This window comes from Microbacterium excoecariae, from assembly GCF_011326725.1.
GTDB lineage: Bacteria > Actinomycetota > Actinomycetes > Actinomycetales > Microbacteriaceae > Microbacterium > Microbacterium excoecariae.
In genome coordinates this window covers 1269157-1290727 of sequence record NZ_JAANCO010000001.1, presented here as the reverse complement: position 1 = coordinate 1290727, position 21571 = coordinate 1269157, and the positions used below count along the sequence as shown (strand labels likewise).

Annotated in this window: 28 protein-coding genes and 1 other RNA gene; 13 read left to right on the top strand and 16 right to left on the bottom strand. The window is 71.2% G+C overall.

Going from position 1 to position 21571, the window contains the following annotated elements; all coding sequences use genetic code 11:
* Window positions 1–31: 31 nt before the first annotated feature.
* From ssrA to G8E01_RS05810, 3 genes are all read right to left on the bottom strand, one after another.
* Window positions 32–401: a transfer-messenger RNA gene (gene ssrA, locus G8E01_RS05820) on the bottom strand.
* A gap of 135 nt (window positions 402–536) precedes the next feature.
* On the bottom strand, window positions 537–1205 hold the full coding sequence (locus tag G8E01_RS05815; RefSeq protein WP_166317114.1) for a DNA alkylation repair protein: 669 nt from the start codon (window positions 1203–1205) through the stop codon (window positions 537–539).
* Between the two features lie 9 nt (window positions 1206–1214).
* On the bottom strand, window positions 1215–1832 hold the full coding sequence (locus G8E01_RS05810; protein WP_166317111.1) for an NAD(P)H-dependent oxidoreductase: 618 nt from the start codon (window positions 1830–1832) through the stop codon (window positions 1215–1217).
* Window positions 1833–1899: 67 nt separating this feature from the next.
* Here G8E01_RS05810 and G8E01_RS05805 point away from each other — a divergent pair, with 67 nt between their 5' ends.
* Together G8E01_RS05805 and G8E01_RS05800 are read left to right on the top strand one after the other, a co-directional pair.
* Window positions 1900–2499 carry a WHG domain-containing protein gene (locus G8E01_RS05805; protein WP_166317108.1) on the top strand — a complete coding sequence of 200 codons (600 nt, stop codon included), beginning with the start codon at window positions 1900–1902 and terminating at the stop codon, window positions 2497–2499.
* A 139-nt stretch (window positions 2500–2638) separates the two neighbouring features.
* A complete protein-coding gene (locus G8E01_RS05800; RefSeq protein ID WP_166317105.1) occupies window positions 2639–3187 on the top strand; it encodes a type 1 glutamine amidotransferase domain-containing protein in 549 nt (182 codons plus the stop codon).
* A 49-nt stretch (window positions 3188–3236) separates the two neighbouring features.
* On the opposite strand, the gene G8E01_RS05795 is transcribed toward G8E01_RS05800, so the two are convergent.
* The 3 genes from G8E01_RS05795 to G8E01_RS05785 are packed head-to-tail and all read right to left on the bottom strand — an operon-like array spanning window position 3237 to window position 4842.
* A complete protein-coding gene (locus G8E01_RS05795; protein WP_166314098.1) occupies window positions 3237–3857 on the bottom strand; it encodes a uracil-DNA glycosylase family protein in 621 nt (206 codons plus the stop codon).
* Window positions 3854–4219, bottom strand: a complete 366-nt coding sequence (locus G8E01_RS05790) for a hypothetical protein (RefSeq protein ID WP_166314095.1) — start codon at window positions 4217–4219, stop codon at window positions 3854–3856. Before G8E01_RS05790 ends, G8E01_RS05795 begins: the two co-directional genes overlap by 4 nt.
* Window positions 4220–4254: 35 nt before the next feature.
* Complete coding sequence (locus G8E01_RS05785) at window positions 4255–4842, bottom strand: dihydrofolate reductase family protein (protein ID WP_166317102.1); 588 nt, start codon at window positions 4840–4842, stop codon at window positions 4255–4257.
* Window positions 4843–4950: 108 nt separating this feature from the next.
* Between G8E01_RS05785 and G8E01_RS05780 the strand changes: the two genes are divergently transcribed.
* Window positions 4951–5439: a tetratricopeptide repeat protein gene (locus G8E01_RS05780; RefSeq protein WP_166317099.1), complete on the top strand. Its 489-nt coding sequence runs from the start codon at window positions 4951–4953 to the stop codon at window positions 5437–5439.
* 16 nt (window positions 5440–5455) lie between these two features.
* Here G8E01_RS05780 and G8E01_RS05775 read toward each other — a convergent pair whose 3' ends face one another.
* From G8E01_RS05775 to ychF, 3 genes are all read right to left on the bottom strand, one after another.
* Window positions 5456–5752, bottom strand: coding sequence for a putative quinol monooxygenase (locus G8E01_RS05775; protein WP_166317096.1), 297 nt, complete (start codon window positions 5750–5752; stop codon window positions 5456–5458).
* The gene (locus G8E01_RS05770) at window positions 5749–6234 is read right to left on the bottom strand and encodes a GNAT family N-acetyltransferase (RefSeq protein ID WP_166317093.1); all 486 of its coding nucleotides are present in this window, start codon (window positions 6232–6234) and stop codon (window positions 5749–5751) included. The genes G8E01_RS05775 and G8E01_RS05770 overlap by 4 nt, the downstream gene beginning before the upstream one ends.
* Before the next feature lie 102 nt (window positions 6235–6336).
* Window positions 6337–7410 carry a redox-regulated ATPase YchF gene (ychF, locus tag G8E01_RS05765; protein ID WP_338100751.1) on the bottom strand — a complete coding sequence of 358 codons (1074 nt, stop codon included), beginning with the start codon at window positions 7408–7410 and terminating at the stop codon, window positions 6337–6339.
* Between the two features lie 73 nt (window positions 7411–7483).
* Between ychF and G8E01_RS05760 the strand changes: the two genes are divergently transcribed.
* Window positions 7484–8707, top strand: coding sequence for a DNA recombination protein RmuC (locus G8E01_RS05760; protein WP_166317087.1), 1224 nt, complete (start codon window positions 7484–7486; stop codon window positions 8705–8707).
* On the opposite strand, the gene G8E01_RS05755 is transcribed toward G8E01_RS05760, so the two are convergent.
* Both G8E01_RS05755 and glpX read right to left on the bottom strand, forming a co-directional pair.
* Window positions 8688–8888, bottom strand: a complete 201-nt coding sequence (locus G8E01_RS05755) for a UDP-N-acetylmuramyl pentapeptide phosphotransferase (RefSeq protein ID WP_166317084.1) — start codon at window positions 8886–8888, stop codon at window positions 8688–8690. The genes G8E01_RS05760 and G8E01_RS05755 overlap by 20 nt on opposite strands.
* A gap of 24 nt (window positions 8889–8912) precedes the next feature.
* Entirely contained in the window at window positions 8913–9914 is a 1002-nt protein-coding gene (gene glpX / locus G8E01_RS05750) for a class II fructose-bisphosphatase (protein WP_155049002.1), read from the bottom strand.
* 173 nt (window positions 9915–10087) lie between these two features.
* On the opposite strand from glpX, the gene fbaA reads away from it, so the two are divergent.
* Window positions 10088–11119 (top strand): class II fructose-bisphosphate aldolase, encoded by a 1032-nt coding sequence (gene fbaA / locus G8E01_RS05745; protein WP_166317081.1) that lies wholly within the window; start codon window positions 10088–10090, stop codon window positions 11117–11119.
* A 63-nt stretch (window positions 11120–11182) separates the two neighbouring features.
* Here the strand turns inward: fbaA and G8E01_RS05740 are convergent, their stop codons facing one another.
* Together G8E01_RS05740 and G8E01_RS05735 are read right to left on the bottom strand one after the other, a co-directional pair.
* Window positions 11183–11731: a DUF6264 family protein gene (locus tag G8E01_RS05740; protein WP_166317078.1), complete on the bottom strand. Its 549-nt coding sequence runs from the start codon at window positions 11729–11731 to the stop codon at window positions 11183–11185.
* Window positions 11728–12768 (bottom strand): 4-hydroxy-3-methylbut-2-enyl diphosphate reductase, encoded by a 1041-nt coding sequence (locus tag G8E01_RS05735; protein ID WP_166317075.1) that lies wholly within the window; start codon window positions 12766–12768, stop codon window positions 11728–11730. The genes G8E01_RS05740 and G8E01_RS05735 overlap by 4 nt, the downstream gene beginning before the upstream one ends.
* Before the next feature lie 52 nt (window positions 12769–12820).
* Between G8E01_RS05735 and xseA the strand changes: the two genes are divergently transcribed.
* Genes xseA through G8E01_RS05710 form a run of 5 tightly spaced genes read left to right on the top strand, consistent with a single transcriptional unit; the run spans window position 12821 to window position 17075 of the window.
* Window positions 12821–14113, top strand: a complete 1293-nt coding sequence (xseA, locus tag G8E01_RS05730; protein WP_166317072.1) for an exodeoxyribonuclease VII large subunit — start codon at window positions 12821–12823, stop codon at window positions 14111–14113.
* A 10-nt stretch (window positions 14114–14123) separates the two neighbouring features.
* A complete protein-coding gene (locus G8E01_RS05725) occupies window positions 14124–14354 on the top strand; it encodes an exodeoxyribonuclease VII small subunit (protein ID WP_420826042.1) in 231 nt (76 codons plus the stop codon).
* Window positions 14354–15004 carry a DUF4245 family protein gene (locus G8E01_RS05720; RefSeq protein ID WP_166317066.1) on the top strand — a complete coding sequence of 217 codons (651 nt, stop codon included), beginning with the start codon at window positions 14354–14356 and terminating at the stop codon, window positions 15002–15004. Before G8E01_RS05725 ends, G8E01_RS05720 begins: the two co-directional genes overlap by 1 nt.
* A complete protein-coding gene (locus G8E01_RS05715; protein WP_166317063.1) occupies window positions 15001–15663 on the top strand; it encodes a carbonic anhydrase in 663 nt (220 codons plus the stop codon). The genes G8E01_RS05720 and G8E01_RS05715 overlap by 4 nt, the downstream gene beginning before the upstream one ends.
* A 17-nt stretch (window positions 15664–15680) precedes the next feature.
* Window positions 15681–17075 (top strand): aspartate ammonia-lyase, encoded by a 1395-nt coding sequence (locus tag G8E01_RS05710; RefSeq protein ID WP_166317060.1) that lies wholly within the window; start codon window positions 15681–15683, stop codon window positions 17073–17075.
* 58 nt (window positions 17076–17133) lie between these two features.
* On the opposite strand, the gene G8E01_RS05705 is transcribed toward G8E01_RS05710, so the two are convergent.
* Window positions 17134–18489 (bottom strand): PhoH family protein, encoded by a 1356-nt coding sequence (locus G8E01_RS05705; RefSeq protein ID WP_166317057.1) that lies wholly within the window; start codon window positions 18487–18489, stop codon window positions 17134–17136.
* Window positions 18490–18668: 179 nt separating this feature from the next.
* On the bottom strand, window positions 18669–19454 hold the full coding sequence (locus G8E01_RS05700) for an isoprenyl transferase (protein ID WP_166319750.1): 786 nt from the start codon (window positions 19452–19454) through the stop codon (window positions 18669–18671).
* A gap of 127 nt (window positions 19455–19581) precedes the next feature.
* Here G8E01_RS05700 and trhA point away from each other — a divergent pair, with 127 nt between their 5' ends.
* The gene (gene trhA / locus G8E01_RS05695) at window positions 19582–20271 is read left to right on the top strand and encodes a PAQR family membrane homeostasis protein TrhA (RefSeq protein WP_166319748.1); all 690 of its coding nucleotides are present in this window, start codon (window positions 19582–19584) and stop codon (window positions 20269–20271) included.
* Here trhA and G8E01_RS05690 read toward each other — a convergent pair.
* Window positions 20258–20557: a hypothetical protein gene (locus G8E01_RS05690; protein WP_166317054.1), complete on the bottom strand. Its 300-nt coding sequence runs from the start codon at window positions 20555–20557 to the stop codon at window positions 20258–20260. The genes trhA and G8E01_RS05690 overlap by 14 nt on opposite strands.
* Window positions 20558–20630: 73 nt before the next feature.
* Between G8E01_RS05690 and G8E01_RS05685 the strand changes: the two genes are divergently transcribed.
* Complete coding sequence (locus tag G8E01_RS05685) at window positions 20631–21026, top strand: DUF4307 domain-containing protein (protein ID WP_166317051.1); 396 nt, start codon at window positions 20631–20633, stop codon at window positions 21024–21026.
* Between the two features lie 52 nt (window positions 21027–21078).
* Entirely contained in the window at window positions 21079–21564 is a 486-nt protein-coding gene (gene greA, locus G8E01_RS05680) for a transcription elongation factor GreA (protein WP_166317048.1), read from the top strand.
* Window positions 21565–21571: the final 7 nt, after the last annotated feature.

Here is a 21571-nt window from a genome sequence, read left to right as displayed (position 1 = left end):
GGGGCGGGGCGTCGTTCGTTATGCGGTGCGGTCGTGGAGCTGGGGGGAATCGAACCCCCGTCCAGCACTGGTTCACTGGGGTTTCTCCGGGCGCATTCTGTGGAGACGTTCTCATCGGCTCCGACCTTCAGCACAGACACATAGGTCGACGAGCCCAGTCGAGGAAGAGTCCCCCGTAGCGTCCCGACACCACTACGGAGCAAGATCCCTAAATGACGCCAGGATCCGTGGCGGGATCACCCACGGTCTGACGGACTATCGGGCTCGCTTAGGCAGCGAGGGCGAAGTCAGTGCGCTTGGAGTTGGCACTTATGTGTTTGCAGGGAGCGTTAACGAGATAACCCTGCATCCTCGGCCCGCTTCCCTCAGATCAGCAGACGCTGTCGAAACCGATCAGCCCCGGGTGACCCTTCGCGAGAAGGAAACCGCATCGCACGCTGTGGAGTTGTCAGCGCGACGAGTCGCGCCCCAGCTCGGATCTCTCCGAGCACTCCAGCGTACAACACCCGGGCACGCGCGTCCATTCCCGGGCCCGCTCACCCCCCGCGGCGGGCGACGATCTCGCGGATCCAGATCGGTGCGAAGGGCGACGTGCAATTCGGCGGCGTCCGGTAGTCCTTCAGCACCTCGAGGCGTTCGCCGATGTCGAGCGCGCGATCGCGCTTGTCGGGGTGCTCGATGCCGATCTGCGCGAGCGTCGTGTTCATCTCCCACTGCTCGCGCCCGGGGGCCTCGCGCATCCCGGCCTCGATCTCCTCGAGGAGCGCGTCGAGGTCGAGCCCGTCGGGCTGCTTCGCGACGCGCTCCGCGGTCAGGGCCCACGCCGCGGCCGCGACGTTCGGATCCGGATCCCCGTGCCACGCCAGTCGCAGCTCCTCCGCGTGGCGGCTCTTCTTCACCACATAGTTGGTCAGCCAGTCGAGCACCTTCGGCGCGCGCGCCTCGCGCATCATCTCATCGAGCTCGGCGGCGTCGAACTCGCGGACTCGGCACACGAGAAGGGCCACGAGCCGCGGCGCCGTCTCCCCCGTCGCCCACAGGGCGCGGGCGAGATCCTGGTCCTTGCCAGCATCCTTCGCAACCTGGCGCAGCGCGCTGAGCTTCACGCCGTGATCGTCGCCGTGGCGCTCGTTGACCGCGCGCGTCTTGTCGTCCTCCAGCGCCGCGAGCGCCGCGCGCACGCCGTCGACCGTTGCCTCCGTCATGCGAACAGGCTACGCGCCGGGCACCACAAGCGGCGCCGATGCCCCGGTGCGCGCCGCGCCCGCACTGCTCCGGGCGTCCGCCGCCCCCGCGCGCGCCGCACGGTCGAGCCATGCCTCGCGCCGGGCCGCGTCGGAGCGGCGCACCCGCGTGAAGCGCGTGACGCGCACCCGATCGACGCCGCAGAACCGCATCGTGTGGCGCCGGAGCTGCGCGACGCCCGCGTCGCCGGTTGCCGCGAGGTACCACCCCGGCGAATCCGCGGTCAGCAGGATGCGCCCCGTCGCGGCGGGCAGGAGTCCCTCGGGAAGCCCGTTCGGCCGATAGCGGTAGGTGACCTTCGGCACGAGGATCCGATCGAAGAAGCCCTTCAGGAGGGCGGGCGTCGAGGACCACCAGAGCGGCGTCGCGACCGCGAGATGATCCGCCGCCAGGAACGCGTCGAGCGCCGAGCTCAGGTCGGGCTCGAGGGGCTGGCTGCCGCGATACCCGCGCCGCAGCACGGGGTCGAAGTCGAGGTCGCGCACGGCGACGACGCGCGCATCGCCGTGCGCGTCGGCGTACCGGCGCGCGAGCGCGGACGTGAAGGAGTCGGGGTCGGGGTGACCGTCGATGACGAGCGCGGGCATGGATGCTCCCCTGATCTAGACAGTGGCAAGAAACTGGACAGTGTCATGATGTGGGAGAATCTTGCGCGTGTCAACTTCGGATGCGCGCTACCACCACGGCGACCTGCGGCGAGCGCTCCTCGACGCGGCGGACGAGCTGCTCGAGGAGAGCGGATCCGCGGCGCTCAGCCTGCGCGAGGTCGCGCGCCGGGCGGGGGTCAGCCACAACGCGCCGTACCACCACTTCCCCGACCGCATCGCCGTGATGAAGGGCCTCGCCGCGCGCCACATGCGCAAGCTGCTGGGCGCGCAGCGCGCCGCCGCGGAGCAGGCGGGCGACCCGTTCTGCCGGCTTCGGGCCGTGGGGCGCGCCTATGCCGGATACGCGCTGGAGAATCCCGCGGGCTTCGGCATCGTGTTCGACCCGGAGATCTGCGTTCCGGGCGCGCCGAGCGACGAGATGGCGCCGCTCATCGGCGAGAACGAGGACCTGATCGCCGACCTCGTCGCCCGGTGCCTCACCGACGACGCGGATCCGGCCACCCGCGCCGCGGCCGCGGCGGGCGTGTGGTCGCTCGTCCACGGGTTGGCCCAGCTCATCACCAGCGGGCACCTCCCGCGCTCCGCCGCCGATCACGCGCTGGACGGCCTCGGAGCGCTGCTCGCGACCCCTGCGCCGGGCGCGTAGCGGGGTCGCGAAGTCCGCTGCGGGCGAAAGGCGCGCGGGCGAGCTGGGGATCCGCTCCGAGGTCGTCGCACGGTCCGCCGCTCCGGATCCGCGGGCGTAGCGTAGGCCGCGCATCCGATCCGACAACCGAGGAGGCATCATGGCTCTACTCGACGGAAAGCGCGTCGCATTTCTTTTGACCGACGGCTTCGAGGACAGCGAACTGACGGCACCATGGGAGGCGGCCCGCGACGCGGGCGCGGAGGCGCGCCTCGTCTCTCCCGCGTCCGGCACCGTGACCGGGGAGCACGGATACACGCAGGCGGTGGACGCCTCCACGCGCGCGACGAGCGCCGACGACTTCGACGCGCTCGTGCTCCCGGGCGGGGTCGGTAACGCCGACGCGCTCCGGCTCGACGCCGAGGCCGTCCGCGTGGCGCACGAGTTCTTCGCCCAGCACAAGCCCGTCGCGGTCATCTGCCACGGCGCGTGGATCCTCGCCGATGCGGACGTCCTGTCCGGGCGCACCTTGACGAGCTACCCGAGCCTGAAGACGGACCTCGTCAACGCGGGTGCGACGTGGGTCGACGAGCAGGTCGTGGTCGACCAGGGCCTCGTTTCGAGCCGTACGCCCGACGACCTGCCCGCCTTCACCGCCCGCATGATCGAGGAGATCGCGGAAGGACCGCACAGCGGTCAGACCACGTAGCCGAACCGCCCCGTGCCCGCGACCGCCCCGGTCGCGGGCACGTGGGCGTTCAGGCGTGGTGCCAGGCGTCCGCCCACTTCGCCGCGAGCGTCTCGACGTTCTCGTGCGCGTTGAGGCCACTGGGCTGCGGCACCACCCACAGGCGCACGCCGTCCGGCCACCCGTCGGGCGGATCCTGCGGGCCGAGCACCGCCTTCGGGCGATTGAAACCCGCGCGAAACGCCGTGATGCCCGCGACCGCGACGAGCCCGGGGCGCATCTGGGCGACCCGCTCCACGAGCCGCCGGGCCCCGGCGCGCAATTCCTCCCGCGTGAGCTCGTCGGCGCGCGCGGTGGCACGGCCGACGAGGTTCGTGATCCCGATGCCCCGGGCGACGAGGTCGGCCGCATCGGCGTCATCCAATCCCCGGGAGGCGTCCACCTCGCGCGAGGTGAGGCCGGCGCGAAACAGCGAGGGCCAAAACCTGTTCCCGGGGCGCGCAAACGGCGCGTTCACGGCGGCGGTCCACAGGCCGGGGTTGATGCCCACGATAAGCAGGCGCACCCGAGCATCGCCGCCGGGCACGACGTCGTCGAGCGGCGCGGGGTCGGCGGTCGCGAAGCGCGCGAGGTCCGCGCGCGTCGGCCGGGCGCCGCCCAGCGGCGACGGCCGGCGCGGGACGGGCGTCACGCGCAGATCGAGCCGAGCGCGTCGTGCGCGTCCTCGACCGCCTGGATCGCGTCGGGCGAGGTGAGATCGCGGGCGGAGGCGAGGCGGTCCGCGCCGTCGGCGATCATGTCGCCCGCGCTCCCACCCACGTCCTCCGCGAGCGTCTCGAGCGTGGCGACGAGGTCGTCGCGGGCCGCGGCGATCTCGGCCTCCGTCGCGTTGCCGCTGTCGATCAAGGCGGAGTACTGGTCGTAGGCGTCGTCGGCGGTCGCGCAGATCTCCGCGACGTCGATGCCGAGGGCGTCGCCCGCGACCTGCGCAGCCTGGGCGCACCCGGCCAGGCTCAGCACGGCGAGGAGGGGAATCAGGGCGAGTCGGCGCATGCGGCCAGGCTATCCGGCATCCGCCTACGGCCGCGTCAGCTACGACCCGCAGGCTCGCCCGCGGTTCCGTGACCGCGCCGGTAGTGCGCGTCGATCGCGCCGCAGCGCAGGGCGCGGGCCGAGACGAGCTGGAGGCGCAGCGGATCCGCCAGCGCGCCGGCATAGAGCGTGGGGCCCGCGCCGGCGAGGATCGGCTGCACGAGGAAGCGGTACTCGTCGATGAGGCCGGCCGCGTCCAGCGCCGCCGCGAGGCGCCCGCTGCCGAGGAGCACGCCGCCCGGAGTGCGGTCCTTCAGCGCCGCGACCGAGCGCGCCGGATCCCCGATCAGGTGGTGCGTGCCGGGCCACGAGTACTCGGTGCGGGTCGTCGAGACGACGTACTTCGGCTTCGCCTGGAGCTTCGCCGCCCAGTCTCGCTCGGCGGGGGTCGCGTCGACGTCTCCGCGCGCGACCGCCGGCCAGTACCCCTCCATCAGCTCGTAGGTTGCGCGGCCCCAGAGCATCGCGTCGCAGGCGTCCATCAGCGCCGTGAAATGCGCGTGGGTCTCCTCGTCGGCGATGCCGACCCGGTGATCCGTGCACCCGTCGAGCGTGACGTTCAGTCCGAAGGTGAGCGTGCCCATGGGAACCTCCGTCGGGGGCCTGTCGCGGCGGCGGCAACCGCTCGCGCGCATGAGAACCTACACCCGCCCGCGGATCCGCGGGAGGCGGGCCGGTGCGAGACTGGACGGATGCACACCGTCGAGTCGTGGGAGCGCGCCGTCGCCGACCTCTGGGAGCGATCGGGTGCCCTCGGCCGCGAGGACGGTGTGGCGCAGATGCGCGCGCTCGCGGCGGAGTGCCCCGCGCCCGACGGCCGCGCGGCGTTCGAGCTCGCCGGGATGTACGACACGCACGACGACGAGGCGGAGGCCGCGGCCTGGTACGAGCGCGCGCTCGAGCTCGGGCTCGACGACGCCCGGCACGCCCAGCTCGCCGTGCAGTACGGTTCGACGCTCCGCAACCTCGGGAGGCTGGAGGAGGCGATCGCCGTCCTCCGCGCGGCGCCCGTGCACGCGTCGACCGGATCCGCGCCCCGCATCGTGCTTGCACTCGCGCTGCACAGCGCCGGCCGCGCGGACGAGGCGCTGCGCGTCGCGCTGGAGGCGCAGATCGACGCACTCCCCCGCTACCAGCGCTCGATGCGCGCGTACGCCGCGGCGCTCACGGAGCCGCGCTGACCTTCGCGGCGCCGGCTCACGTCGCGGGTCGCTCGGGCGCGGGCTCGATGACGTAGTCGCGCGGGATGCCCCGCGTCGCCCGCCCCCACGCGCTCCGCCCCACCCGCTCCTGGTGCGCGTCGAACGACGCCCGGTCGACGAATTTCTCGGACACGGTCCAGACGAGCGGATCCGCCGTCGGCTCGACGCTAAACCGGACGCACCCGGGCTCGGAGCGCGACAGCGCGGTGTGCCGCGGTAGCTCGCGGCGCACGACCTCCGCCTCGTCGAGCGTGCGGCAGACGAGCCGTCCCCGGAGCTCGATGGCCGTCATGGGTGTTCTTCCTTCTGCGTCGCGGATCCGACCGGTCGTTCGCCGGGCGCGGGCCGCGTCAGGTAGACATCGACCGGGTCCTCGCTGGCTAGGACGAAGCCGTGGCGTTCATAGAGGCGGCGAGCGCGGCTCCCCTGCAGCACATTGAGGCAAAATGGCCGCCCCGCGGTGTCCATGGCCAGGACCTGCGCCAGGGCCCAGCCCCCGGTGCCCCGCCCCTGCTCCGCCGGGTCAAGATAGAAGTGCTCGATCCACACCACGACTTCGTCGGGGCGCACCGCGACGACGCCGACGTCGGCCCCCGCAACCTGAATGACCCGCGTGTGCGCCGGAACGAACGCGTCAAGGAATCGCCGCCGCACGCGCGTCGCGTCGTAGCGCCCGAGACGCTCGAGATCGGGACGCAGGACCACCGCGCGCAGCTCCGCAATCCACGCGGCATCCGCCGACGTGCTCGGTCGAAAGCTCCGCTCGCCTGTCACTCGATGAGCCTAGCCGCCCGAGGCGCACGGATTCGGGACGGGCCCGTGGGGAGTAGGCGCCGCCCGGCGACGTGGGCGGGGCCTGCTCCTCAGCGCAGAAAGTCACACGTTGAAGCGAAACTCCACCACGTCGCCGTCGGCCATGACGTACTCCTTGCCCTCCATGCGGACCTTGCCGGCGGCTTTCGCCTCCGCCATGGATCCGTACTGGTCGAGATCGGAGTACGAGACGATCTCGGCCTTGATGAAGCCGCGCTCGAAGTCGGTGTGGATGACGCCCGCGGCCTGCGGGGCCGTCCAGCCCTGGCGAATCGTCCACGCGCGCGCCTCCTTCGGGCCCGCCGTGAGGTAGGTCTGCAGCCCCAGCGTCTCGAACCCGACGCGCGCGAGCTGGTCGAGGCCCGACTCCTCCTGCCCGAGCGACTGGAGCAGCTCGAGCGCCTCGTCGGCGTCCAGGCCGATGAGCTCCGACTCGACCTTCGCGTCGAGGAACACGGCCTTCGCGGGCGCGACGAGCGCGGCCAGCTCGGCCATCCGCGCCTCGTTCGTGAGCACGCCCTCGTCGACGTTGAACACGAACAGCGTCGGCTTCGAGGTCAGCAGGCCGAGCTCGCGGATCGGGGCCGTGTCGAAACCGGCCTGGAAGAGGGTCGTCCCCTCCTCGAGGATCGCCTGGGCGGCCTTCGCGGCCTCGAGGGTCGCGGGATCCGCCTTCTTACCCTTGACCTCCTTCTCGAGGCGCGGCACGGCCTTCTCCAGCGTCTGCATGTCGGCGAGGATCAGCTCGGTGTTGATCGTCTCCATGTCGCTGGCGGGGTCGACCTTGCCGTCGACGTGCGTGACGTCGCCGTCCGTGAACCCGCGCACGACCTGCGCGATCGCGTCGGCCTCGCGGATGTTCGCGAGGAACTGGTTGCCGAGGCCCTCGCCCTCGCTCGCGCCGCGCACGATGCCCGCGATGTCCACGAAGGAGACGGGTGCGGGCAGCAGCTTCTGGGATCCGAAGATCTCGGCCAGGCGGTCCAGGCGCGGATCCGGCAGCTCGACGACGCCGACGTTCGGCTCGATCGTCGCGAACGGGTAGTTCGCCGCGAGCACGGTGTTCTTGGTCAGTGCGTTGAAGAGGGTGGACTTGCCCACGTTGGGGAGTCCCACGATGCCGATTGTCAGAGCCACGGGAGACGATTCTACGCGGGCGCGCCCGGGAGCCGCGTCGACGAATGTCAGGGGTCCGCGCGAGAGTGGAGCCATGGACGCACTTACCGCCTTTCTCGTCATCGTCGCCCTCGCCGCCGGCGGGGCGATCGGCTGGTTCGCCCGGGGTTCGCGCGGGGGCGCCGCCGCCGACCTCGCGCGCGCCGAGGCGGAGGCCAGCGCGCTGCGCGACACCCTCGCCCGGCAGGACGAGCGCGTCCGCGAGGCGGCCGAGCGCGATCGCGCCGAGCGCGCCGAGCATGCGGAGCGGGCCCAGCGGGAGAGCGCCGTGCTGTCGGCGCTGGCGCCCGTGCGGGAGACGCTCACGCGGATGCAGCAGCGAGTCGACCAGATGGAGCGCGACCGGCAGGCGCAGTTCGGCCAGGTCGCGGAGCAGCTCCGCGGGGCGCGGGAGATCGACGAGCAGCTCCGCGCGACGACCGAGTCGCTGGCGGGCGCGCTCCGCTCCAACCAGGCGCGCGGCGTGTGGGGCGAGGCCCAGCTGCGCCGCATCGTGGAGCAGGCGGGGCTCATCCCCCGCGTCGACTTCGACGAGCAGGCGCCGGTCGCCTCCGACGCGGGCCGCGGCCGCCCCGACATGCTCGTGCACCTGCCGGGCGGCACCTCGATCGCGGTCGACGCGAAGGCCCCGCTCGATGCGTTCCTCGACGCCATGGCGATCCCCGAAACGGCCACGGGCGACGCCGGAGAGCGGCGCCAGGCCCTGTTGCGGGCGCACGTGAAGGCGGTGCGCGCGCACGTGGACGCGCTCGCGCGAAAGTCCTACTGGTCGGGCCTCGGCTCCAGCCCGGAGTTCGTCGTCTGCTTCATCCCCAGCGAGTCGGTGCTGTCCGCCGCGCTCGCCGAGGATCCCGCGCTCCTCGAGCACGCCTTCGCGCAGCGCGTCGCGCTCGCGTCGCCCGTGAACCTCTGGGCCGTGCTCAAGACCGTCGCCTACGCGTGGACGCAGCAGGAGGTGTCCGAAGAGGCCAAGACGCTGTTCGACCTCGGCAACCAGCTCTACGACCGCATCGGATCCCTCGCCGGTCACGCCGACGGCATGCGCCGCGCGATCGAGCGCACAATCGACGCCTACAACGGATTCGTGGGGTCACTCGAATCTCGCGTCCTCGTGACCGCGCGGCGATTCCCCGGGATCGATGCGTCGAAGATCGAGCGCACACAGGCGCCGGCCGCGATCGACGCCCCCGTGCGCCGGATCTCGGCGCCGGAGCTCCTAGATGCGCGCGAAGGAGGGCTCAGCCCGGAATCAGATTGAGCGCCGCGAGCACGCCCGCCGAGACGACGAGGAAGCCCACGATCGGCCACCACACGCTCGGCTCCGTGCCCTCGGGTCGGCGCACGCGAAACAGCACGTCCGGGCGGCGCGCCGGGTCCTGCGCGTCGGCGACCACGGCGCGCGCGCCGGCGGACGGGGTCTTCTCCGTGGGCTGGGTCATGCCCCTATTGTGACACCGCCTGGCTCAGAGCCACTTCGACTCGAGGTGGTCGCTCGAAATCCGTCGCAACGTGCCCGAGTGACCGCGCAGGACGACGCTCTCCGTGTAGAGGTACCCCTCCTTGCGCTTGACCCCGGCGACGAGGGCACCGTCGGTGACACCCGTGGCGACGAAGATCGTGTTGCGCCCCTTGACCATGTCGTCCGCCTCGAGAACGGCGTCCATCGGCAGGCCCGCGTCGATGCCCTGCTGGCGCTCCGCGTCGTCGCGCGGCCACATGCGGCCCTGGATGTGGCCGCCGAGCGCCTTGATCGCGCACGCCGTCACGATCCCTTCGGGGCTGCCTCCGACGCCCACGCACATGTCGGTCCGCGCGTCGTGGCGGGCCGCGTTGATCCCTCCGGCGACGTCGCCGTCGCTCATGAGGCGCGTGCCGGCACCCGTGGCGCGAATGTCGGCGATGAGCTGTTCGTGGCGCGGACGGTTCAGCACCGAGACGACCATCTCCTCGACCGGCTTGTCGAGCGCGGCCGCGAGACGGCGGATGTTTTCGCCGATCGGCTGGCGGATGTCGACCACACCGACGCCCGCGGGCCCCGTCACGATCTTGTCCATGTAGAACACGCTCGACGCGTCGAGCATCGTGCCGCGCTCCGACATCGCGATCACCGAGAGCGCGTTGTTCCGACCCTCGGCGGTCAGCGTCGTCCCGTCGATCGGGTCGACCGCGATGTCGTAGGAGCGCCCGCGCCCGGTGCCGACGTGCTCGCCGTTGAACAGCATGGGGGCGTTGTCCTTCTCGCCCTCACCGATGACGACCACGCCATCGAACTCGACGGTCGCGAGGAACGCGCGCATCGCGTCAACCGCCGCTCCGTCGGCGAGCTCCTTCTGGCCGCGCCCGATGAACGGCGAGGAGCGGATCGCGGCCGCCTCCGTCGCGCGCACGAGCTCGAGCGCGATGTTCCGATCCGGCTGCAGCGGGATGAGGTCCTGGGGGTCATTGATCTCGTGATCGGCCGTCATGAAGCCGAGCGTAGACCCACCCTGCGACAGCTCGGGGCGATTTTCGACCCGAGCGGCGCGAAGAAATCGCGATTCTTATCCTCACGTTCAGAGACGCGCGCCGTGTTTCGTCGCCCTCGTGCACCCCATAGGCTGAAGGTGCTCTCACCCCTTAGATACGAAGGAGCCGTGTCATGCCGGTCGCAACCCCGGATCAGTACGCCGAGATGTTCTCGCGCGCGAAGGAGGGCGGCTTCGCCTTCCCCGCGATCAACGTCTCGAGCTCGCAGACGATCAACGCCGTCCTGCAGGGCCTGACGGAGGCCGGCTCGGACGGCATCCTCCAGGTCACCACGGGCGGCGCCGACTACTTCGCGGGCCACACCGTCAAGGCGCGCGCCACCGGCGCGATCGCGATGGCGCGCTACGTGCGCGAGGTCGCGAAGAACTACCCCATCACGGTCGCGGTGCACACCGACCACTGCCCGAAGGACGCCCTCGACGGGTTCCTGCTCCCGCTCCTCGCCGCGAGCGAGGAGGCCGTCAAGGCCGGCGGCGAGCCGATCTTCAACTCGCACATGTGGGACGGATCCGCCGTGCCGCTCGACGAGAACATCGAGATCGCCACCCAGCTGCTCCCCCGCACCCACGCCATCGGCGCGATCCTCGAGATCGAGGTCGGTGTCGTCGGCGGCGAGGAGGACGGCGTCCAGCACGAGGGCTCCAACGACGCGCTCTACACGACTGTGGGCGACGTGACCAAGGCCGTCGAGGCGCTCGGCCTCGGCGAGAAGGGCAAGTACATCTCGGCCCTGACCTTCGGCAACGTCCACGGCGTCTACAAGCCCGGCGGCGTCAAGCTCCGCCCCGAGCTCCTCGGCGAGATCCAGGCGGGCATCGCCGAGAAGTTCGGCACGGGCGCGAAGCCGCTCGACCTCGTCTTCCACGGCGGATCGGGCTCCACGGACGAGGAGATCGCCACGGCCGTGGCGAACGGTGTCATCAAGATGAACATCGACACCGACACGCAGTACGCCTTCACGCGCTCGATCGCGGGCTACATGCTCGAGAACTACGAGGGCGTCCTCAAGGTGGACGGCGAGGTCGGCAACAAGAAGAAGTACGACCCGCGCGCCTGGGGCAAGGTCGCCGAGTCGGCCATGGCCGCCCGCGTCGTCGCCGCCACGCAGCAGCTCGGCTCGCACGGCCAGTCGATCTCCGCGTGATCTGACTCCTGTACGACGAAACGCCCCGTGCGCGCGCACGGGGCGTTTCGTCGTTCCCGGGGCCTACGCGCCCTGCATCTCCAGCAGCGCGTCGAGGACGCCGGGATCCTGGATCAGCGGGACCGACACGATGAGCGTGCCGACGAACGTGAAGACGACGCCCGCGACCAGCGCGACCCACCAGGTCGAGCGCCCCGCCGCCCACCGGCGCCACACCCACCAGGTCGTCGCACACCACCCCGCGAGCATGACGACGATCGACGCAACCCCCGCCATGCGCTGGCCCGCGTAGTCGGCGAGCTCCGCATCGATCTGCATGAGATCAAGGAGCTGCTGCGGATCCGTGAACATGCCGATCGCGCCGAGGGTGTTGATCAGGCCGTAGGCGAGCAGCGCGACCGTGAGCACCCGGTCGGCGAGGCGGGACCCGCCCTGCGGCGCGGAGGCCCGTGCGGGCCGCGCGCCCGCGGGCGCGGCCGGCGGAGCGTCGCGCGGGATGAGGGCGGGATCGATCGGCTCGGCCGGGACGCCGCCGCGGGCCGCGACCTCCTCGGGGCTCGCGTACTCGCCGTATCTCGGGCGCGAGCGCTCGGGGGCGGATCCGTCGCTCACGCCGCGGCCCCGCGCCCGCCGCGCGGCCCGTCCCGGAGCTCCTTCGGCAGGGAGAAGATCAGGTCCTCCTCGGCCGTGCGCACCTCCTCGACGTCGTCGAATCCCGCCTGGGCGAGCTCGCGCATGAGCTCCTGCACGAGCACGTCCGGCACGCTCGCGCCGCTCGTGATCCCGATGGTGCGCACGCCCTCGAGCCACTCCTGCCGGACCTCGTCCGGGTAGTCGATGCGGTACGCCGCCTTCGCCCCGTACTGCAGGGCGACCTCCACGAGGCGCACGCTGTTGGAGGAGTTCGCGGATCCGACGACAATCACGAGGTCCGCGCCGACGGCGACCTTCTTGATCGCGACCTGGCGGTTCTGCGTCGCGTAGCAGATGTCGTCCGAGGGTGGATCGTTGAGCTCGGGGAAGCGCGCGCGCAGCCGCTCGACGGTCTCCATCGTCTCGTCGACGGACAGGGTCGTCTGCGACAGCCACACGAGCTTCGACGGGTCGTCGACCTCGACCGTGTCCGCCTCCTCCGGGCTGTTGACGATCGTGACGTTGTCCGGCGCCTCTCCGGCCGTGCCCTCGACCTCCTCGTGGCCCTCGTGGCCGACGAGCAGGATCTGGTAGTCGTCCCGCGCGAACCGCACCGCCTCGCGGTGCACCTTCGTCACGAGGGGGCACGTCGCGTCGATCGCGCGGAGCCCGCGGTCCTCGGCGGCTCCCACCACGGCCGGGGAGACGCCGTGCGCGCTGAAGACGACGTGCGCGCCCTCCGGCACCTCGTCGACCTCCTCCACGAAGATCGCTCCCTTGGCCTCGAGCTCACGCACGACGTGAATGTTGTGGACGATCTGCTTGCGCACGTACACGGGCGCGCCGTAGCGATCGAGCGCCTTCTCGACCGTGATGACGGCGCGGTCGACGCCGGCGCAGTACCCGCGGGGGGCGGCGAGCAGGATCTTCCGGGTGCCTTCAACGGGCACCTCGCGCAGCGGCTCCCGACGCACGGGGAGCCGGGGAATGGGCAGCGAGACGGCGGTAGCGCTCATACCCCCAGACTACGTGGATTCGGGTGTCGGACCTCGGGCATACCCTGAATCCGTGACGTCCTTTCAGCCAGAGAACATCCCCGGCGAGGCCCCGCCGAGCGACGCGGTCTCGCCCCGCGACTCTGCGCCCGAGCAGCCCACGTCGGTCGCGCGCCTGAACCAGACCATCAAGGCGTCGATCGATCGGTGGGGATCCGTGTGGGTCGAAGGCGAGATCACGCAGTGGAATCGCCGCGGCGCGAACGTCTTCGGCGGCCTGAAAGACCTGGCGAGCGACGCTCAGCTCGGCATCCAGCTGTGGTCGAGCGTGCTGCGCCGCCTGACCGACGACTTCCAGGTCGGCGACCGCGTCGTCGCCTGCGTGAAGGCCGACTACTTCGTCAAGCGCGGATCCCTCTCGTTCCAGGTCACCTCCCTCCGCCACGTCGGTCTCGGTGCGCAGCTCGAGCGCCTGGAGCGGCTGCGCCGCGCGCTGCAGGCCGAGGGACTGTTCGACCCCGCACGCAAGGCCCGCCTGCCGTTTCTCCCGGGGACAATCGGGCTCATCACGGGCGCCGAGTCCGACGCGGAGAAGGACGTCATCCGGAACGCGCAGCTGCGGTGGCCGCAGGTGGAGTTCCGGACGATCCACGCCGCGGTCCAGGGCGAGCGCAGCGTACCCGAGATCGTCGCCGCGCTCACCACGCTCGACGCCGACCCCGACGTCGAGGTGATCATCATCGCGCGCGGCGGCGGAGACCCGCAGACCCTCCTCGGCTTCAGCGACGAGCGGCTCGTGCGCGCGGTCGCCGCGGCCCAGACGCCCGTCGTCAGCGCGATCGGGCACGAGAACGACCGGCCGCTGCTCGACGAGGTCGCCGACCTGCGCGCATCCACGCCCACCGATGCGGCCAAGCGCGTCGTGCCGGACGTCGGCGAGCAGCGCGCACTCGTCGCGCAGCTGCGCTCGCGGCTCACCACGCGGCTCCAGCAGCAGGTCCAGCACGGGATCCAGCAGCTCGAGCAGATGCGCTCGCGCCCCGCGCTGCGCGACCCGGAGCGCCTCATCCGCGACCGCGCGCAGGACGTCTTCCTCGCCGTCTCGCGCGGGCGCGACACGGTGTCGCGCGCGCTGGACGCGGGTGAGCGGCGCACGGGAGAGCTGCGGGCCTCGCTCCGCGCCCTGTCGCCGGCCGCGACGCTGTCGCGCGGGTATGCGATCGCGCAGGGCCCCGACGGCGCGATCCTGCGCAACGCGAGCGGCGCGCCGGCCGGGGCCGAGGTGACCGTGACGCTGGAGCGCGGGGCGTTCGCCGCCACCTCGCGCGGCGAGGCCGTGTCCGCGGCGCCCGCGCCGAAAAAGTAGGATGGATGCGATGACCGACTCCGCCCCCGCCGTCTCGTCCCTCACCTTCGAGCAAGCGCGCGATGAACTTGTGCGCGTGGTCTCGGAGCTCGAACAGGGCGCGCCGACGCTCGAGCAGTCCCTCGCGCTCTGGGAGCGCGGCGAGGCTCTCGCCGGCCGCTGCGAAGAGTGGCTCCTGGGCGCAAAGCGCCGTCTCGACGACGCGCGCGCGAACGCCGAGCGCGACGAGCAGGCCGACTGATGGCCAAGGAGCCGCGCATCGCGGCGCACCTCGGTCGCCCCGAGACGCCCGAGGAGGAGGCCACCCGCAAAGCGGAGAACTCCCGCCGGTACCGCCAGAGCCAGTCCTTTCGTAACCTCATCATCGCCCTCGCGGTGAGCCTGGGCATCGTGGCCGTCGTCTACTTCGGTGTCCCGCGGGGCGAGTTGGCCGAGGCTCCGGACGTCGACGTCGCCGCGATCGCGGCGCAGTCCGAGGAGCAGCTCGGGCGCGAGGTGCTCGTGCCCGACGCCCCCGCCGGATGGGATCTCAACCTCGCCGAGGTCGAGGCCGGCGCGCCCACCGTCTGGACCATCAACTACAACTCGATTCCCGACGAGCCGCGGTCCTTCGTGCGCCTCGCGCAGGCATTCGACGCCGACGAGACGTGGGCCGCGCAGGCGCTCGGCGGATCCGCCCCCACGGGCAGCGTGACCATCGGGGGCGTGACGTGGGACGAGTACGAGATCTCCGACACCGGCCAGACCGGCAACGTCACCTACGCCCTCGGCACCCAGGCCGGACCAGATCACGTGCTGATCTACGGCCGTGCGGACGCCGACACCGCCGGCGCGCTCGCGGAAGCGATCGCGCCGGATGTTTCCGAGCTCCAGGAGGAGAGCGCATCATGACCGACACCGCCATCACACCCGCCGAGGCCTGGCAGCGCATGCTCGACGGCAACGAGCGATTCGTCGCCGGGGACCCGCAGCACCCGCACCAGGATGTCGAGCGGCGGCACGAGATCGCGGCGGCCCAGACGCCGACCGCGGCGCTGTTCGGCTGCAGCGACTCCCGCCTCTCGGCGGAGATCATCTTTGACATGGGCCTCGGCGACCTGTTCGTCGTGCGCAACGCGGGCCAGGTCACGGGCGAGTCGATCATGGGCTCGCTCGAGTACGCGGTGGAGGTGCTGAAGGTCCCGCTGATCGTCGTGCTCGGGCACGACGAGTGCGGCGCCGTCGGCGCGGCCATCGAGAGCCTGCGCCCCGACGCCCCCATGCTGCCGTCGGCCATTTGGCGCCAGGTGTCCCCCATCGTCCAGGCCGTGCGGCGCGCACGGCAGGAGCAGGTCACCGCCGGCGAGGACGCCGAGGAAATCAACGCGTGGCGCGTGGGCCAGCTGCACCTGCGCGACACCATCACGTCGATCCTGCACTCGTCCGAGCTCATCAGCGACGCCGTCGCAAGCGGACGCCTCGGGATCGTCGGGGCCAACTATCGCCTGGCGGAGGGCACGGCCGTGCCCGACGTGCTGGTCGGAGTCGCGGAAACCGCCGCGGCCGAGTGAACGAAGGAGTTTTCGAAGTGACCGACACCGAGTACCGCATCGAGCACGACACGATGGGCGAGGTGCGCGTTCCGAAGAACGCGCTGTACCGCGCGCAGACGCAGCGCGCCGTCGAGAACTTCCCGATCTCCGGGTCGGGCCTGGAATCGCGCCAGATCGCGGCGCTCGCGCGCATCAAGAAGGCCGCGGCGCTCGCGAACAAGGAGCTCGGCACGCTCGACGGGGAGATCGCGGACGCGATCGCCTGGGCCGCCGACCAGGTCGTCACGGGCCGGTACGACGACCAGTTCCCGGTCGACACGTACCAGACCGGATCCGGAACCTCCTCGAACATGAACATGAACGAGGTGCTGTCGTCGCTGGCGACCGAGAAGCTCGGCGCGGACGTTCACCCGAACGACCACGTCAACGCCTCGCAGTCCTCCAACGACGTGTTCCCGACGTCGGTGCACGTGGCCGCGACCGAGGCCCTCATCACGGACCTCGTGCCGGCGCTCGACCACCTGGCGCGCGCGTTCGAGCGCAAGGCCGAGGAGTGGAAGACCGTCGTCAAGTCGGGTCGCACCCACCTCATGGACGCGACGCCCGTGACGCTCGGCCAGGAGTTCGGCGGATACGCCCGCCAGATGCGCCTGGGCATCGAGCGCGTCGAGGCAACGCTGCCCCGCGTCGCCGAGGTCCCGCAGGGCGGCACGGCCGTCGGCACGGGCATCAACACCCCGCTCGGCTTCCCCCAGAAGGTCATCGCGAACCTCGTCGCCGAGACCGGCCTGCCCCTGACGGAGGCCGTGGACCACTTCGAGGCCCAGGCAAACCGCGACGGGCTCGTCGAGGCGTCGGGCGCGCTGCGGACGATCGCGGTGTCGCTGACGAAGATCAACAACGATCTGCGCTGGATGGGGTCGGGCCCCAACACGGGACTGGGCGAGCTGCACCTGCCCGACCTGCAGCCGGGCTCCTCCATCATGCCGGGCAAGGTCAACCCCGTCATCCCCGAGGCGACGCTCATGGTCTGCGCGCGCGTGATCGGCAACGACCAGACCATCACGATCGCGGGCGCCTCGGGCGCGTTCGAGCTCAACGTCGCGATCCCCGTCATGGGCACCGCGCTGCTGGAGTCGATTCGCCTGCTCGCGAACGTGAGCCGCGTGCTCGCCGACAAGACCATCGACGGCCTGACGGTGAACCACGAGCGCGTGACGGCGCTCGCCGGCATGAGCCCGTCGATCGTCACCCCCCTGAACAAGCTCATCGGCTACGAGGCCGCCGCGAAGATCGCGAAGCACTCGGTCGCGCAGGGCATCACGGTCCGCGAGGCCGTCATCGACCTCGGCTACGTCGCGCGCGGCGAACTGACCGAGGAGCAGCTCGACGAGAAGCTCGACCTGCTCTCGATGACCCACCCGGGCTGATCCCGGCGACCAAGAACGGGGCGCGCGACCTGGTCGCGCGCCCCGTTTGTCGTCGCCGTCAGCTGAGCTCGTCGCCCTCGAGCAGGCTCGTCACGAGCGCCGCGATCTCGGAGCGCTCGGACCGGGTGAGCGTGACGTGCCCGAACAGCGCCTGGCCCTTGAGCGTCTCGATGACGCTCGCCACGCCGTCGTGGCGGCCGACGCGCAGGTTGTCGCGCTGCTGCACGTCGTGCGTGAGCACCACCTTCGAGTTCTGGCCGATGCGGCTGAGCACAGTGAGGAGGACGTTGCGCTCGAGCGACTGGGCCTCGTCGACGATGACGAAGGCATCGTGCAACGAGCGTCCGCGAATGTGCGTCAGCGGCAGAACCTCCAAGAGCCCCCGCCCGACGACCTCCTCCAGCACGTTGTCCGACACGACGGATCCGAGCGTGTCGAAGACGGCCTGGCCCCACGGGTTCATCTTCTCGGCCTGGTCTCCCGGCAGGTAGCCGAGCTCCTGCCCGCCGACCGCGAACAGGGGACGGAACACGAGGATCCGCTTCTGCTGCTGCCGCTCGAGCACCGCCTCCAGGCCCGCGCACAGCGCGAGCGCCGACTTCCCCGTCCCGGCGCGCCCGCCGAGCGAGACGATGCCGACATCCGGGTCGAGGAGCAGGTCGATCGCGATGCGCTGCTCGGCCGAGCGCCCGTGCAGGCCGAACACGTCGCGGTCTCCCCGGACGAGCCGGAACGAGCCGTCCGCGTCCGCCACGCGCCCGAGGGCGGATCCGCGCTCCGAGGAGATGACGAGGCCCGTGTTGACCGGGAGCCCCCGCGCGTCGTCGTGCATCGCGACCTCGGCCTCGTAGAGGTCGGCCATGTCGTCGCCCGAGACCGCGAGCGAGGCGATTCCCGTCCACCCCGAGTCGACCGCCTGCTCGGCGAGATACTCCTCGGCCTGGATCCCGAGCGAGGCGGCCTTGACGCGCATGGGCATGTCCTTCGACACGATCGTCACGTGCTGGCCATCGGCCGCCAGGTGCGCCGCGACCGCGAGGATGCGCGCGTCGTTGTCGCCCTGGCGCATGCCGCTCGGGAGCACCTGCGGATCCGTGTTGTTGAGCTCGACGCGCACGGTGCCGCCGCTCGCCGTCGGCACGGGGAAGTCCAACCGGCCGTGCTCGACGCGCAGGTCGTCGAGGAGCCGCAGGGCCTGACGCGCGAAGTAGCCGATCTCCGGGTCGTGCCGCTTGCCCTCAAGCTCGGTGATCACGACGACGGGGATGACGACGGAGTGCTCGGCGAAACGGAACAGCGCCCGCGGGTCGCTGAGCAGGACCGACGTGTCGAGCACGTAGGTCCGGAGGTCCGTGCGGGCGTCCGCCGGGGCGGAACGTGCGCGTCGGGTGGAATTCGTGGTGGCTGCAGTCACGGCCCACTCCCCTCAGCCGGGCTCTCGCCCGGTCCCTCGAGTCGACCTGGGGCCACGAGTCGCGATCCAGAAGGCCGACTCGATCGAGCGCTCTGCCCGATGCCCTGACGGTAAATCACACCGGTGTGATTCGAAAGGGTCCTCAGCCGGATTTCACACGGCGTTCACGAACCGAGGCGTTACTTGCCGAAGCGGCGGTCGCGGGAACCGTAGTCGCGGATGGCGCGGAGGAAATCGACCTCGCGCAGGTCGGGGCCGAGCGCCTCGACGAAATAGAACTCGCTGTGAGCGCTCTGCCACAGGAGGAAGTCGCTGAGGCGTTGCTCCCCCGAGGTGCGGATCACGAGGTCCGGATCCTTCTGCCCTCGCGTGTACAGGTGTTCTCCGATGACGTCCGGCGTGAGGCTCGCGGCCAGCTCCTCGAGGGATCCGCCCCGCGCGTCGTGCTTCGCGATGATCTGACGGACCGCGTCGACGATCTCGTTGCGGCCGCCGTACCCCACCGCGAGGTTCACGTGCAGGCCGGTGTTCTCCTCGGTGCGCGACTCGGCGTCGCGGAGCGCGGCGAGAAGGAAATCGGGCAGCAGGTCGTCGCGGCCGACGTGCTGCACGCGCCAGTCGCCGCGCCGGGACAGCCGGCCCGCGAGGCCCGCGATGATCTCGATCAGGTCGGCGAGCTCGGCCGAATCGCGCTTGACGACGTTGTCGCCCGACAGGAGGTACAGCGTCACGACCTCGACCCCGAGATCATCGCACCAGCCGAGGAAGTCGACCATCTTGGCCGCGCCCGCGCGGTGCCCGTGCGCGGGGGTCTCGAATCCCAGCTGGCGCGCCCACCGGCGATTCCCGTCGATCATCATCGCCACGTGGTGAGGAACCCGATCCGCGTCGATCTGTCGGCGCAGGCGCGACGCATAGAGGCGGTAGAGGGGACCCCTCCCCTCATTCGACCGCGAGCTCGTCACCACACCACGACGATACCGCGGTCGCTCCCGCACGCCGCATGTGTCGCTCCGGGCATACGCGGCGGCGTACGCTCAGCGGATGAGCCCGCGCGAGACGCCAGAGCCCACGACCGACGACGGCGCGCACATGCCGCACCTCCCGCTGATCGAAGCGGATGCGCCCCTTGCCCCCGAGATCAAGCCCTCGTGGCGCGGCTGGATCCACGCGGGAACCGCCCCCGTCGCGCTGGCCGCCGGCATCGTGCTCATCGCGCTGGCGGACGGCGCGCCCGCAAAGTGGGCGTCGGCCGTGTTCATGGTGTCGTCCCTGATGCTCTTCGGAAACTCCGCCGTCTACCACCGGTTCAACTGGGGCCCGACGACGAAGGCCGTGCTCAAGCGGATCGACCACGCCAACATCCTGCTCCTGATCGCCGGGACGTACACGCCGATCGGCGTGCTGGCGCTCCCGCCCGAGAAGGGCGTGATCCTCCTGGTGGCGGTCTGGGGCGGGGCCGTGCTGGGGATCCTCTTCCGCGTGCTCTGGATCGGGGCGCCGCGATGGCTCTACGTCGCCCTCTACCTCGCGCTCGGGTGGGCGGCGGTCATGTACATGCCGGATCTCTTCCGCGCCAGCGTCCCGATGATGATCCTCGTGGTGGTCGGCGGGCTGCTCTACTCCGCGGGCGCCGTGGTGTACGCGCTGAAGCGCCCGAACCCCTGGCCGAACCATTTCGGCTTCCACGAGATCTTCCACGTCTGCACCGTCCTGGCCTTCCTCTGCCACTGGACGGCGGCGCTCCTGATCGCGCTTGAGCCGGCGTTTAACGCGGGGTAGGGCCCGCGTCGCCGCTCGGACGCTCCTCGTCGGGCGCGGATCCCTCGGGCCGCTCCGCCCGCGCGGCCGCCTCCTCCGCGTCCAGCATCTGCGTGACCTCCTCGCGGTACCGCACGCGGCGCACGCGGCGCAGCATGTCGATCACGAGCAGCACCACGGCGACGACGACGAGCGCGACGATGAGGAAGCCCAGCGGTCCCGGCGTGACGAGGTCGGGATCGACGGTCTGCGTCGGAACGGGCGTCTCCTCGAGTCCCGTGAGAACGAGGGTGGTGAGGGCGCGCATCGACGGCTCCTGGGGTCACGACGGGTAATCTGGAACCTCCCCAGCCTATTCCTCCGACACCTGAGAGGCGCACGTGACGACCACCGCGGAGCTCGACGACCGATACGGCCGGACCGCGAGCGGATCCCGTCGGCGCGCGTGGTGGGTGGGGGGCATCGCCGCGATCGTCCTGGCGGTGGCGTATCTCGGGTGGACCGCATACGCCGCGAACGCCCGCGCTGTCGACGTGGACGACCTCGGTTTCGAGGTCGCGGGATCCGGCGAGGTCGCCGTGTCCTTCCGCGTCACCTCGGCGGGCGACGAGCCAGTCGTGTGCGTCCTCGAGGCCCTCGACGAGAGTTTCGGCACGGTCGGGTGGCGCGTCGTCGAGCTCCCCGCCACGGGCGCCATCTCGGGGGACCACACCGAGACCGTGCGCACCGTCGCGGAGGCGACGACGGGATTCGTCAACTCCTGCACGCTCCGGTAGATTCTGTCGGATACCGATTCTCGGATCCCTCGATCTGCAAAAGGAGATCACCGTGTCGAACGAGACCTCGCCCTTCCTCACCCAGGAGGCCTACGACCGGCTCGCCGCCGAGCACGAGCGCCTCTCGACCGTCGGCCGCGAGGAGATCGCCAAGCGCATCGAGGCGGCGCGCGAAGAGGGCGACCTGCGCGAAAACGGCGGCTACCACGCCGCAAAGGACGAGCAGGGCAAGCAGGAGGCGCGGATCCGCCAGCTCGCCGCGATCCTCAAGGACGCGCAGATCAGCGAGGCCCCCGAGGCCGACGGCACCGTCGCCCCGGGCACCGTGATCACGGCGCGCATCCTCGGCGACGAGGAGAAGTTCCTCCTGGGGAGCCGGGAGATCGCGGGCGGCACCGAGCTCGACGTCTACAGCGAGCAGAGCCCCCTCGGATCCGCCATCATCGGCATGAAGGAGGGCGACACGGGCTCCTACACCGCGCCGAACGGCAAGGAGATCCCGGTCGAGATCGTCAAGGTCGAGACCTTCACGGGCTGAGGCCCGC